10 protein-coding genes and 1 riboswitch are annotated in these 12,195 nt (G+C 62.8%); of the genes, 5 read left to right on the plus strand and 5 right to left on the minus strand.

Annotated elements, in window-relative coordinates:
• Positions 1 to 240: 240 nt before the first annotated feature.
• On the plus strand, positions 241 to 435 hold the full coding sequence (locus LDN75_RS05005; RefSeq protein WP_223936062.1) for a hypothetical protein: 195 nt from the start codon (positions 241 to 243) through the stop codon (positions 433 to 435).
• On the opposite strand, the gene LDN75_RS05010 is transcribed toward LDN75_RS05005, so the two are convergent.
• Positions 432 to 752 carry a hypothetical protein gene (locus LDN75_RS05010; protein ID WP_223936063.1) on the minus strand — a complete coding sequence of 107 codons (321 nt, stop codon included), beginning with the start codon at positions 750 to 752 and terminating at the stop codon, positions 432 to 434. The two genes, LDN75_RS05005 and LDN75_RS05010, sit on opposite strands and share 4 nt — an antisense overlap.
• A 16-nt stretch (positions 753 to 768) precedes the next feature.
• Positions 769 to 888, minus strand: a riboswitch (SAM riboswitch).
• Positions 889 to 1,289: 401 nt separating this feature from the next.
• Here LDN75_RS05010 and LDN75_RS05015 point away from each other — a divergent pair.
• Positions 1,290 to 2,264, plus strand: coding sequence for an IS481 family transposase (locus tag LDN75_RS05015; protein WP_223936064.1), 975 nt, complete (start codon positions 1,290 to 1,292; stop codon positions 2,262 to 2,264).
• A 6-nt stretch (positions 2,265 to 2,270) separates the two neighbouring features.
• On the opposite strand, the gene LDN75_RS05020 is transcribed toward LDN75_RS05015, so the two are convergent.
• Positions 2,271 to 3,812, minus strand: coding sequence for a sodium:solute symporter (locus LDN75_RS05020; protein WP_223936065.1), 1,542 nt, complete (start codon positions 3,810 to 3,812; stop codon positions 2,271 to 2,273).
• 268 nt (positions 3,813 to 4,080) lie between these two features.
• Between LDN75_RS05020 and LDN75_RS05025 the strand changes: the two genes are divergently transcribed.
• Positions 4,081 to 4,656, plus strand: coding sequence for a cupin domain-containing protein (locus LDN75_RS05025; protein WP_018777077.1), 576 nt, complete (start codon positions 4,081 to 4,083; stop codon positions 4,654 to 4,656).
• Positions 4,657 to 4,671: 15 nt separating this feature from the next.
• Here LDN75_RS05025 and LDN75_RS05030 read toward each other — a convergent pair whose 3' ends face one another.
• Positions 4,672 to 6,645, minus strand: coding sequence for an amino acid transporter (locus tag LDN75_RS05030; RefSeq protein WP_223936066.1), 1,974 nt, complete (start codon positions 6,643 to 6,645; stop codon positions 4,672 to 4,674).
• A gap of 260 nt (positions 6,646 to 6,905) precedes the next feature.
• Between LDN75_RS05030 and speB the strand changes: the two genes are divergently transcribed.
• The gene (speB, locus tag LDN75_RS05035) at positions 6,906 to 7,976 is read left to right on the plus strand and encodes an agmatinase (protein ID WP_223936067.1); all 1,071 of its coding nucleotides are present in this window, start codon (positions 6,906 to 6,908) and stop codon (positions 7,974 to 7,976) included.
• A complete protein-coding gene (locus LDN75_RS05040) occupies positions 7,973 to 9,676 on the plus strand; it encodes a thiamine pyrophosphate-binding protein (protein WP_223936068.1) in 1,704 nt (567 codons plus the stop codon). The genes speB and LDN75_RS05040 overlap by 4 nt, the downstream gene beginning before the upstream one ends.
• Before the next feature lie 60 nt (positions 9,677 to 9,736).
• Here LDN75_RS05040 and LDN75_RS05045 read toward each other — a convergent pair whose 3' ends face one another.
• Positions 9,737 to 11,071 carry an MFS transporter gene (locus LDN75_RS05045; protein ID WP_223936069.1) on the minus strand — a complete coding sequence of 445 codons (1,335 nt, stop codon included), beginning with the start codon at positions 11,069 to 11,071 and terminating at the stop codon, positions 9,737 to 9,739.
• 35 nt (positions 11,072 to 11,106) lie between these two features.
• Positions 11,107 to 12,135: an MBL fold metallo-hydrolase gene (locus LDN75_RS05050; protein WP_223936070.1), complete on the minus strand. Its 1,029-nt coding sequence runs from the start codon at positions 12,133 to 12,135 to the stop codon at positions 11,107 to 11,109.
• Between the last annotated feature and the right edge of the window lie 60 nt (positions 12,136 to 12,195).

The raw sequence follows: 12,195 nt of genomic DNA on the forward strand, positions 1-12,195 counted from the left end.
TTGCACGCCCACTGTACCGCTTATTGGCGCGGATTTTTGGCCGGTATTCCTTAGTTGGAATGTTCGGCGTGCCTTAATTTCCGGGGTGGAAACACTCTGCTTCGAGCCCTCCTTGGTCCCGTGCCGGCCCTTGCCTTGACCGCCTGCGGGCACAGTGCTCAGATGGATAGACAGGGGCGGGGGCCCTCCCCGCACTCGGTCAGCGGGCTGCCTGCCAGCCCACCAGACGGAGGTTGCAGCATGGATACCACCGAACCGCACGCCAACCACCCGGTACGGGAGACCATCGAGTCGGACCCCGCTTATGACTACAGCGACGACCAGGAAGTCGACGAACCCTGGGTGGAGGAAATCGACGTCCCGGAAGACGACGAGCGCGTTGTCCCCCTTGACGAAACCGAAGAGTTCCGCGGGGAAGAAGACGAAGAACCCTAGGCAGGGCCTTCTTCACCAAACGTGAAATGACGCTCGAGCCCTGCTGAACACCCGAGCGCTGCAACAGTCACGGTCAGCGTCCTGGACGATTCGCACCAACGCGAAGGGCGCACGGCCTGGGCCAGCGCCTGCGCAATCAAGCGCGGCTCGGGGTGTCGGAACCGGTGCAGCCCGCCGTTCAGTACCAGCGTCACAGTCCCCAGGACAAGGTCGACGCCGGGAATCACCCGCACGGTCCGCGCTTTGGTTTCGGTGGGGATGCCCTGGATGGGGGCGGTAACGCCTTGGCTTGGGGTGGTAACGCCTTGGTACGGCAAGGACTGTTCCTTTGGGGGAGTGCTCTTGCCCGCTCGGTTGTCTCTGGTCCGGGGCGGGCCGCTTCCTCATCCGAACCACCCTTGAACATGGGGTTGGTGTGTGGCCAGTCGGAGCTTGGCGCCACCTCTCTTGAAGCATGCACCACTGTACTGGAGGAGTGCCGAGTGGAGAAGTAGCGTCCTTGGTTACCCCCCCTTGTTACGGGGCCTGCTTGTTGTGGGGCCTGCTCTGCGCCTTTTGTGGCCTGGATAGCGCGCAGAGTGGGCCTCGCAACGGGTCCCCGACAGCACAACGGTCCCCGGACAGAGCAACGGCGGCGCTGCCCCGAAAAGGGGCGGCGCCGCCGTCGAACATTGCTCAGTTCAGTTCGTGCCTGATGCCTGAGGTCTGGTGCCTGAAGCCTGGTGCCTGAAGCCTGGTGCCTTGTGGCCCTGGGCCGCTAGCTGTACTGAGTCAGGACGTTGGTTACATCGTGAATAGGTGAAGACCTCTTAGGTTGGTGGTTACCACACACAGCCAACGACTAAGAGGTCTTCATGTCCCACCGTAATGCCCGCTTGACCCCGACCGGTAGGCGGATCCTTATCGAGCGCGTCCTCGCCGGCCGTCCCGTGGCCCATGTGGCCAAAGAAATGGGCATCTCAAGGACCTGCGCGCACCGCTGGATCAGCCGGTACCGCACCCATGGCTGGGCCGGCCTCGAGGACCGCAGCTCCCGCCCAAGGTCGTGCCCACACGCGACTTCTGCTGCGCTGGTTGCCGATGTCCTGACCCAGCGCGTGAAGCACCGCGAAGGGCCAGCGGGCCTGGCAGCCCGGTGCGGGACGAGCGCCCGGACGGTCTCCCGGATTCTGACCCGCGCGGGTATGCCCCGGCTGTGGGACCTGGACCCGGTGACCGGGGAACGGATCCGGGCATCCCGTGCCACGGACCGCCGGTACGAGCGCGACGCTCCCGGAGACATGATCCACATCGACGTCAAGAAACTAGGCCGGATTCCCGACGGCGGAGGCTGGCGGGCAGACCCGAACCAATCCGCCCGCAACCACTCAACAGGCCATACAAGGGTCGGTTTCGACTACGTCCACGTGGCCGTCGATGACCACACTCGTCTGGCCTACGCCGAGGTCCTGCCCGACGAGAAAGGCCCGACCTGCGCAGGGTTCCTCACCCGGGCCGCAGCGGCCATGGCAGCCAACGGCGCGCCAGTCAGACGGGTCATGACCGACAACGCCTTTGCCTACCGGTTATCGAAAGATTTCCAGGACGCACTCGCTGCACTGGGCGCCAAGCACGTCCTGATCAAACCCCGCCATCCCTGGCAGAACGGCAAAGCAGAACGCTTCAACCGCACCCTTCAAGAAGGCTGGGCCTACCGGCAACCATTCACTTCCAACCAGGCCCGGACAGACGCCCTGCAGCCATGGCTAGACTTCTACAACAACCACCGGCCGCACGGCAGCCTCGGAGGCAAACCACCCATCAGCAGGTGCAAACAACCTACTGACTGAGTACAGCTAGCTGGCGGTGTGGCTGCTGACCGGGTGGGCTTCCAGGGGCAATTCCTCCGAGACGGCACCGGCCACCCGCTTGTCCCAAGCAGCCCGGACTTCTGGTGCAGTGGGAGGCGTGAGGAGCGAAATCACGACGTATGCCACGAACGAGGCCGCCAGGCCGTAGTAGATAGGTTCGTTGGCGTAGACGCCATCCGCGCTCGGAATGACTCCAATGGCGAACAGAATCAGCAAGGTCAGGGTCAGGACCGAGCCCACTGCCATGGACCATGCAGCAGCGATACCGGTTCCGCGCTTCCACACGAGGCCTCCGAGAATCGCGACCAGGAGGCCGCCCACGAGGATGTCGTAGGCAATGGTGAGGGCAACAACTACGTCCTGCGCAGCCATGGAGATCAGGACAGCAACGATGCCCAGGCCAAGAACCCAGTAACGGTTGGCCTTGACGTCGTGCTCGGGGTTTTCCGTGTCGTCCGTGTTGATGGTCTTGCCGAACCAGCTGGCCACGAAGGGAACAACATCTGCGCGTGCCACCGTGGCGGCGGCAATAAGGGCGCCGGAAGCGGTGGACATCATGGCTGCAACAGCGGCCGCCATGACAAGGCCGCCGATGCCGATGGGCAGAATGTGGGTTGCCACCTCGGCGTAGACCACGTCCTTGCCAAGGTTGGCGACATCGATGTTGGGCAGTGCTACCCGGGCGGCAAGGCCGATCAGGGCGCCAGCCACGCCGTACAGGATGCAGTAAACGCCGGCCGTTGCTCCGCCCCAGCGTGCGACCTTGGCAGTCTTGGCGGTGAAGACGCGCTGCCAGATGTCCTGGCCGATCAGAAGTCCCAGTGTGTACACAACGAAGTACGTGATGATGGTCTGGACGCCGATTCCGTCGATCTGGAAGAAGCTCGCATCGACGCGCTCACGGATGCCGTCGAGTCCTCCGGCTGCGTTCATGACGAACGGAAGCATCAGGAAGAAGATGCCCACGGTCTTGATGATGAACTGGACCTGGTCGGCCAGGGTGATGGACCACATGCCACCGATGGTCGAGTAGACAAGCACGATTGCACCGCCGACGGCGATCGCCATCCAGCGTTCCCAGTCGAAGAGGACGACGAAGATGGTTGCGTATGCACCGGTGGACGTGGCGCACAGCATGAGGGTGTAAGCCAGCATCACAATTCCGGATGTCTGTGTGGCCTTGCTGCCGTAGCGAAGGCTCAACATTTGCGAGACCGTGTAGATCTTCAGGCGCTGGATGGTGCCGGCGAAAAGCAGGCTCAGGAGGAGGACGCCGGCGCCGATCGCGACTACGAGCCACATGCCTGAAATGCCGAACTTGTAGCCCAGGCCCACGCCGCCGACGGTGGATGCGCCACCAAGGACAACTGCGGCCATGGTGCCTGTGTAAAGGAAGGGACCCAGGCGGCGGCCGGCCACCAGGAAGTCGCTGTTGTTCTTGGTGCGGGACTTGCCCCACCAGCCGAATGCCAGCATGGCAAGCAGGTACACCACCACAATGGCGATGTTTATGAACGAAGAGTCCATGAGTGGCTCCTTGGAGCTGATGCACGAAGGTTGGGGTTTTCGACGATACGCCTGGGAAGCGTCGAAGTCTCCGTGCTGATGATTGGAGATTGGTTTTGGTGTTGTGTGCCTCACAGACAACACTTGTTGCCTATGAGGATATGTTGTGATCGGAGTAACAGTCAAGGGGCTTTGGTCATCGTGGGGCTGTTGGTGGCTCCCACAGCCCGTGCTGCCGCTACTATTGCTGCAATGACAGGGCCCAATGACAGGCCTGAAAGGTTCGTGAATGAAGGCTCTCCCCGTTGAACCAAGCAACGTTCCCGTTGCTATCGGTTCCAGAATCCGCGCAGCCCGCCAGGCGCAGCGCCTCACCATCGAGCAAGTGGCGGACGCTACTGGGCTGACCAAGGGTTTCCTCAGCCGCGTCGAGAGGGACCTGACATCACCGTCGGTCGCTTCGCTCGTAACCCTTTGCCAGGTCCTGTCCGTCTCGGTGGGTGACTTGTTTGCCGCCCCGGAAACCCACCTGACCAGGCGTGACGACGGTCCGCGGATTTCCCTGGGTGGCCAGGGCATCGTGGAGCGCCTATTGACTGCCCGGTCAGAACGTCGCCTGCAGATCCTCCAGGCCACCATCGAGCCTCGGGGCCGTGGTGAGAACGAGCTCTATGCGGTGGACTGCGATGTTGACGTTCTCCATGTGGTCAAGGGGCGCATCAAGCTCATCCTGACCAACGAGGAGTACGACCTCGAAGAAGGGGACACCCTCTCCTTCCCGGGCCGCGAACCCCACACGTGGATCAATCCCACGGACGAAACCGTCGAGGTGCTCTGGGTTCTGGTGCCCGCAGCGAGTCGGTAGCCCCCGCGAGAGGGGTCAGCCCACGTGGACCCAGGGGCGCCGGGTGATGTCCGGCTCAGCCTCACGCAGTACCTCGCGGGTCACGGGCGCGATCTCGCCCTCGCCGAAGAACAGGAACTTGCTGAGGTTGGAAATCGGGTTGCCCTCGGTCCAGCGGAAGTAGATGTGCGGCATGAAACCGGTCACGTCGCGGATGTGCAGCAGGACGGCGGCCAAGGTGTTGGGCACGTTGTTGCTGTGGACTTCCAGGATCTTGAAGCCATGCCGTTTCTTGCCCACTACCTGAAGCTCCTGCTCGAAGTCTGAGCTGTCGTCCACGATGATCTCGATGAACACCGCATCGCAATCCACCGGCAGGTGGTTGGCCTGCTGCGCGTGCTGGAGCTTCTCCCGGTAGCGTCCGGCGCTAAGGTGCTTGGGCTCATGCGCGATGATCCGGACAGGTCCTTCGGCGTGATTTGCCGTGAATTCGAGTGCAGCCTGGTCCATCTTGATATGCGTGGCACGGAGTTCGAAGGCACGTCGGATGCGGGAAATGAAGCTCACCGCCATGATTCCCAGGATGAACAGTGCGGCGATCTTCAGGCCGTCAGGGCGCTCGATCGAGTTGACCACGGTGGTGTAGATGAAAACCAGGGAAACCACTCCGAAGCCGATGAACTGTGCCCGCTGCTTCTTTCGCCGGGCAGAGAGTGTCACAGCGATGGAGGCGGACGTGATCAAGACGAGTACGCCCGTGGCATAGGCGCCACCCTGGGCGTTGACGTCGGCTTGGAAAATAATCGTGACGATGAAGGCGATGACGGTGAACACCAGGACGAGCGGCCGCAGTGCACGGACCCAGGCAGGAGCCATGCCATAGCGCGGTAGGTACCTTGGGACCAGGTTCAGCAGCCCCGCCATGGCCGAGGCTCCGGCGAACCACAGGATAGCGATGGTGCTGACGTCGTACACCGTGCCAAATCCGTCTCCCAGGAACTTGTGGGCGAGGAAAGCGAGGGCGCGTCCATCAGCCTTGCCGCCTGGTTGGAATTCCGAGGCTGGGATCAGCATGACGGTGGTGAAGCTGGACGTGATGAGGAATGAGCTCATGATGATGGCCGCGGTGGTCAGGAGCTTGTGGGCTCCCTTGATCCGCCCCGCTGGATTGGCCTCGGTGTCCGATGCATATCCCTTGATCTGGGGCATGACTGCGACGCCGGTCTCGAATCCCGAAAGGCCAAGGGCCAACCTCGGGAACACCAGAAGTGCAAGGGCAATCATCAGGATGGGATCGCCGTGGGATGTGTTCAGCGCAGTCCACCAATCAGAAATGACCCGGGACTCCGTGAACACATGGCCGATAGAGACGACGACCACCACGAGATTGAGCACGAGGAATGCGGCAACCAGCACGACGGCCACGTTGATGGCTTCCTTGAATCCGCGCAGGAAGACGATGCCGAGTCCTGCAATCAGGGCCAGCGTGATGATCACATGCTGGCCTTCCAGGAAGTGCGGAGCGAAGGGGTTCTCGATCAGGTGGGCCGTGGCATCCGCGGCGGAGAGGGTGATGGTGATCATGAAGTCCGTGGCTGCAAACCCGAGGAGCGCCAGGACGAACAACTTGCCGCCCCATCGGGGAAGGAGGCGCTCCAGCATGGCAATGGAACCTTCGCCACGAGGACTTTCCCTGGCAACGCGCCGATACACGGGTAATGCGCCTGCCAAGGTGACGAAGACCAGGAGCAGCGTGGCCAACGGCGACAGTAATCCGGCAGCCAGCGCCGCGATTGCAGGCTGGTAGCCCAGTGTTGAGAAGTAGTCCAGGCCCGTCAGGCACATGACCTTCCACCACGCCTGGGGTTTGTGGGCTTCCGCTGGCCGTCCGTGGGGACCTTGCCGTTTGCCCGAGGTGTCCGGCATTCCTTCCAGCAGCCACGATTTGAGGTGGAATGCCTTTTTGGGCCGGTCGGTAGGGTCGGCCGGCGGCCTCGTCAGGGTGGTCACGGTTTCCTTTCGTGCAGCAGGGTGCTGCCCACGCAAGGAGCGTATGGCCGCCTTCCACGCCCCGACCCCCGTTTTTATGGAATCTTTACGCCCGATGTGACAGGCATCTCACCTCCGCCTGCCGCCGCACTGTGCTTTTGTCTGCCACCGCAGAAAACGAAAGGTTGTAAACAAGTGATGCTTATTAGGAAACTTTGAGTGTATGATGGGTGTCACAGTTACTGATTCATCTCGACCTATCCACTAAGGAGTGGCGCATTTTGGAAGAGCTCCGCATTGAGGCCAACGGGAACCTCGGTCCCATCGATTCGTCCCGCATCCCGCGCTACGCCGGTGCCGCCACCTACGCCCGCCTGCCCCGCTTGGACCAGGTGTCCAAAGCTGACGTCACGGTGGTCGGCGTACCTTTCGACTCCGGCGTTTCCTACCGTCCCGGCGCCCGCTTCGGCGCGAACCATGTCCGTGAGGCCAGCCGCCTCCTGCGCCCGTACAATCCTGCCTGGGACGTCAGCCCGTTCGAGAACATCCAGGTGGCCGATGCCGGTGATATGGCGGTAAACCCGTTCAACATCAACGAGGCCATCGAGACCATCCAGCAGAACGCGCTGGACCTCACGGCCAACGGCAGCAAGCTCGTCACACTCGGTGGCGACCACACCATCGCACTGCCCTTGCTCAGGGCAGCCGCAGAGCGCGCGGGGGAACCCGTAGCCATGCTGCACTTCGACGCCCACCTGGACACCTGGGACACCTACTTCGGCGCTGAATACACACACGGAACGCCATTCCGCCGCGCGGTCGAGGAAGGCATCCTGGACACGGAGGCCATCAGCCACGTGGGTACCCGCGGTCCGCTGTACGGCAAGAAGGACCTCGACGACGACCACCGCTTCGGGTTCGGAATCGTCACCTCCGCCGACGTCTACTACCAGGGCGTCCTTGAGACAGTGGCCAAGATCCGCGACCGCATCGGAAAACGTCCGCTGTACATTTCCGTGGACATTGACGTCCTGGATCCGGCACACGCTCCCGGCACCGGCACGCCTGAGGCCGGCGGCATCACCAGTCGCGAACTCCTCGAAATCATCCGTGGCTTCCGCGGCATGAACCTCGTGGGTGCGGACATCGTCGAAGTTGCTCCGGCATATGACCACGCTGAGATCACGGGCGTCGCCGGCAGCCACGTTGCCTATGAACTGGTGACCCTCATGGCGGACAACGCCGTGGAGGGCGACCGTCTCGGTGCACCGAACGGCTACGCACAGCAGGCCCTCGGTGCCCGCATTGCAGAACTCGCCCAGGCAACCGGCGCCGCGGGAGAGGCGCGATGATCGACTTCGATCCTGGCACGGCAGCCCCAACCAAGGGGACCAACCAGCGCAACGGCGGGGACCTCGTCGTCGAGACCCTTGAAGCTCTCGGCGCCAAGACCGTCTTTGGTATCCCTGGCCAGCACGCCCTTGGCTTGTTTGATGCCATGGGTCGCGGCAACCTGCACTTCGTCTCCTCCCGTGTGGAGAACAACTCCGCCTTCGCAGCTGACGGCTACTCCCGGGCCACCGGTGAGGTCGGGGTGCTGTTCCTGTCCACCGGTCCGGGCGCACTGACGTCCCTGGCCGGCTTGCAGGAGGCCTATGCCACCGGCGTTCCGATGGTTGTCGTCGCCAGCCAGATTCCGCTCGAAGGCTTGGGCGCTCGCCGCAAGGGCATGCTGCACCAGCTCGATGACCAGAAGGCCTCAGCCGCGAACGTCACCAAGAGCCAGCGCCTGATCCAGCACGCATCAGGTATCCCGTCGGCCATCCAGGACGCCTGGACGGAGGCGATTTCCTCCCCGCAGGGCCCGGTCTGGATCGAAATCCCGCAGAACGTCCTGCTGGATCCCATCATGGTCCCGCCGGTGGAGGACGCCCTGGCCGAGGCAGCGGACAACCCGCCGCGCGTGGAGCTGATCCGGGAGGCCGTGAAATGGCTTTCGACGGCGGAACGTCCGGCGATCATCGCAGGTGGCGGTACGCGTCGTGGCCGGGCCGAGAAGTCGCTGCTTTCGATTGCCGAGCAGCTGCGCGCTCCGGTCATCTGCACTCCTGGCGGCAACGGCGCGTTCCCGTGGAACCATGAGTTGTCCCTGCAGTCCTGGATCGAAGACCGGTACATGACGGATCTCCTGGAGGACGCCGATGTGCTCATCGTCATCGGTTCCTCCCTTGGTGAAGTGACCTCCAATTACTTCACGTTCGAGCCCCGGGGCCGGATTATCCAGATCGACGCCGAACCCCGCGTCCTTGAGTCCAACCGGCCCGGCTTGGGCATCCGTGCCGACGCCGGCCAGGCACTCGCAGCTTTGGACGAAGCTCTGGCAGCAGCCGGCGCCTCTGACTCGGCCACGCGATCCTGGCACGGCACCAGCCCGGAAGACCTGGTCAAGGAGTCCCTGGCCAAGGTCAAGGCACGCCTTGAGTCCCAGGATTTGGCCAAGGAACTGAAGTTCATGTCGGATATCCGCGAAGCGGTTCCCGCTGACATGCAGACCTTCTGGGACATGACCATCGCCGCGTACTGGGGATGGAGTTGCTGGGACGCCCGCGAGGGTCAATTCCACTCAGCCCAAGGTGCCGGCGGCCTCGGCTACGGCTTCCCGGCAGCCATTGGCGGTGCTGTGGGCCTGGAAACCACCGGCAAGCCCGGACGTGTCCTGGCAGTGTCAGGGGACGGCTCGTCCATGTACTCCATCTCGGAGTTGGCCACGGCAAGGCAGCACAACATCCCGGTCACGTGGCTGATTGTGGACGACGGCGGCTACGGCATCCTGCGCGAATACATGGTGGGAGCCTTCGGCAAGGCTACGGCTACAGAACTTGCCCGCCCGGACTTCGTCAAGCTCGCTGAATCCTTCGGCGTCCCGGCCCGCCGGGTTGCCCCGGAGGAAGTGGGGGACGCGCTCAAGGCGTCCTTCGAAGCGGATGGCCCCAACGTCGTCGTGGTTGAGACGCTGCTGAAGATGTTCGGCCCCACCCACCTGGACGACTAAACAGCCCAAACAGTCAGCCCCCGCACGGAACACCGTGCGGGGGCTGGCTGCTTTATGCAATTAGTCGAGTTCGCGTTGGGTGCCCTCGGGGGTCAGTTTCACCGCTACTACTGCGGCCAGCATCGCGGCGATCCAGAACACCGCGATGAGCCACAGACCACCACCGGCCGCGAGGCTCAGGCCCGCAACGATCATGGGGGTAAAGCCGGCACCAACCATGGATGCCCCTTGATATGCCAGCGAAGCGCCGGTGTAGCGGTTGCGGGTGGGAAATTGTTCGGCCACGTAGGCGGCGATCGGACCGTAAAGGAAGCCTTGCACCAGGCCGTTGCCCAGCACGATCGCCAGGGCAAATGCCCACAGTTCGCCGTTGTTGATGAGCAGAAGGATGGGGTAAGCAAGGACGGCACCCAGGAGGGATGCGCCGATGAGGACCCGACGTCGGCCGATCCTGTCGCTGAGGCGGGCCGAGTAGAAGCAGATGATCAACGTCAGCAATGCCGCGAACGCCTTGATGTTCAGCACACCGTTCTTGTCCGCACCGTTTTCCACGGCAACCGATACGCCCCATACGGTGGTCATGGATTGGCATACGTAGAAAGCTGTGGTGGCGAGCAGGCCGAGCAACACAGCGCGGCGGTTGTTTTTGAGGACGTCCAACAGGGGCACCCGCCGTTTGGCTCCTTCTGCTTCAAGTTTCTGGAAAGCGGGCGTTTCGGAAACTTTGAGGCGAATGACCATCCCCACCGCGATCAGAGCAGCACTGAGCAGGAACGGAACACGCCAACCCCAGGCCAGGAAATCGTTACCGGACAGGGCTGCGAACAATGACAGCGCGAGGGTGCCCAGGATGGCTCCGGCCGGTCCGCCGGCGTTGGCGAAAGCCGCCGCGAAGCCACGGTGTTTCTTGGGTGCGTGCTCTATGGCCATCAGGGCAGCGCCTCCCCATTCGCCACCGACCGCCACGCCTTGGACCAGTCGGAGGACCACCAATGCAATAGGGGCGGCGATCCCGATCTGGGCCGTGGTGGGCAACAAGCCGATCATCGTGGTTCCGAAACCCATGATGAGCATGGACAGGACCAGCATTTTCTTGCGGCCCAGCCTGTCCCCGAAGTGTCCGAAGATCAGGCCGCCAAGGGGGCGCGCAACATAGCCGACGGCGAGTGTTACGAAAGAAGCGAAAAGGGCGAATCCGGGGCCAAGATTTGCGAAGAAGACCTTGTTGAAAACGAGGCTGGCGGCAGTGGCGTAGAGCATGAAGTCGTAGTATTCGATGGCACTGCCGATGAAGCTGGATGCCAGGATGCGGCGCATGTCCTTGGACTTCATGGAGTGTTCAGGCACGCTGCGGGATGCTTCTTGCAGGGTGTCCTGGGATGGTGCTGAGCTCATGTGGTTCCTCAGTTCCGGGGATGGGGTTTCGCGCATCAGCGCTGGCGCGCGAACGGAATGACGTCGAGATCGTTGGGAACGGTGAATTTTCCGTTGAAGTGCTCTTCTGCTTCGAGCCACACGGATGTGGATGCGTGCCCGGGCACAAGGTGATGCAGGGCAAGGTGCCCGGCGCCGGCGGCATCAGCCAGCTTCGCTGCCTCCCGGACACTGGTGTGGGACTTGTAGTGGTGGTCGCGGGCGGCGCGGCTGCCGTCGTCGGTCTTATCTGCGTACAGCGATTCCACCCAGTCGAAGTCGATGGCCTCGTGCAGCAACAAGTCCGTTCCTTGGGCCAGGGTGATCATGTTTTCCGTGTACGCAGTGTCGCCGGAGATGGTCACGGAACCTTCAGCGGTATCGAAGCGGAAGGCAAAGGCGGGAGCAACTGGAGGGTGTTCCACGAGGATGGCCGTCACTGTCACCAGCTCGTCACGGTAGATCTCGAACGGTGCCATGTCCGGCGTCGGGTTGTTGTTGGGGTGGTAGCCGGCTTGTGCGGGGATCCGGATGTCTTCGGCTTTGAAGATATCCAGGGGGCTGGGCCGCAGGCTGTCCAGGATGCGGTCATTGAGGTCCGTGGCGTGGGCAGCCATTAGTTGCTCGAACATCTGCCGGGTGCCCGGCGTCGGGTTCTCCGGCGCCAAGGGAAGAGGATTGACGACGGCGCGTGGCGACACCGGGGGTAGCTCACCACGATTGCCGGGTCCAATGATCTTCACCGGGTTGTCAGCGCGGTCCGCGAGGGCGTACAGGCCAAAGATGCCGAGTCCGGCCAGATCATAGACGTGGTCCGAGTGCAGATGGGTGATGAAGAGCGCCCTCAAATCCTTGAGCTCCAAACCTGACTGGCTGAGCCGGCGTCCGGCGCCTTGCCCGAAGTCCACCAGGTAGAAGGCCTTGCCAACCACCACCGCGGTGGCGATTCCGGTTCGCTCACCGGAGTCCGCAGCCGCCCACCATCTGGGCCCGCCCGCGGTGCCCAATGTGATCACGTGTGGTTTCAGGGATGACGTCAGTGTCATGGGGTCTCCTTTGACTTTGGCTTTTCTCAAGTGTGGCCCGGCTCACTTCACTTGTATAAT

Origin of the sequence: Arthrobacter sp. StoSoilB5 (genome assembly GCF_019977235.1) — a bacterium.
Classification (GTDB): domain Bacteria; phylum Actinomycetota; class Actinomycetes; order Actinomycetales; family Micrococcaceae; genus Arthrobacter.

Excerpts from the sequence above, each read along its gene's own strand:
- LDN75_RS05020 (WP_223936065.1), bottom strand. The coding sequence starts at position 3,812 with ATGGACTCTTCGTTCATAAACATCGCCATTGTGGTGGTGTACCTGCTT.
- LDN75_RS05050 (WP_223936070.1), bottom strand. The coding sequence starts at position 12,135 with ATGACACTGACGTCATCCCTGAAACCACACGTGATCACATTGGGCACC.
- LDN75_RS05045 (WP_223936069.1), bottom strand. The coding sequence starts at position 11,071 with ATGAGCTCAGCACCATCCCAGGACACCCTGCAAGAAGCATCCCGCAGC.
- LDN75_RS05040 (WP_223936068.1), top strand. The coding sequence starts at position 7,973 with ATGATCGACTTCGATCCTGGCACGGCAGCCCCAACCAAGGGGACCAAC.
- LDN75_RS05005 (WP_223936062.1), top strand. The coding sequence starts at position 241 with ATGGATACCACCGAACCGCACGCCAACCACCCGGTACGGGAGACCATC.
- LDN75_RS05025 (WP_018777077.1), top strand. The coding sequence starts at position 4,081 with ATGAAGGCTCTCCCCGTTGAACCAAGCAACGTTCCCGTTGCTATCGGT.
- LDN75_RS05015 (WP_223936064.1), top strand. The coding sequence starts at position 1,290 with ATGTCCCACCGTAATGCCCGCTTGACCCCGACCGGTAGGCGGATCCTT.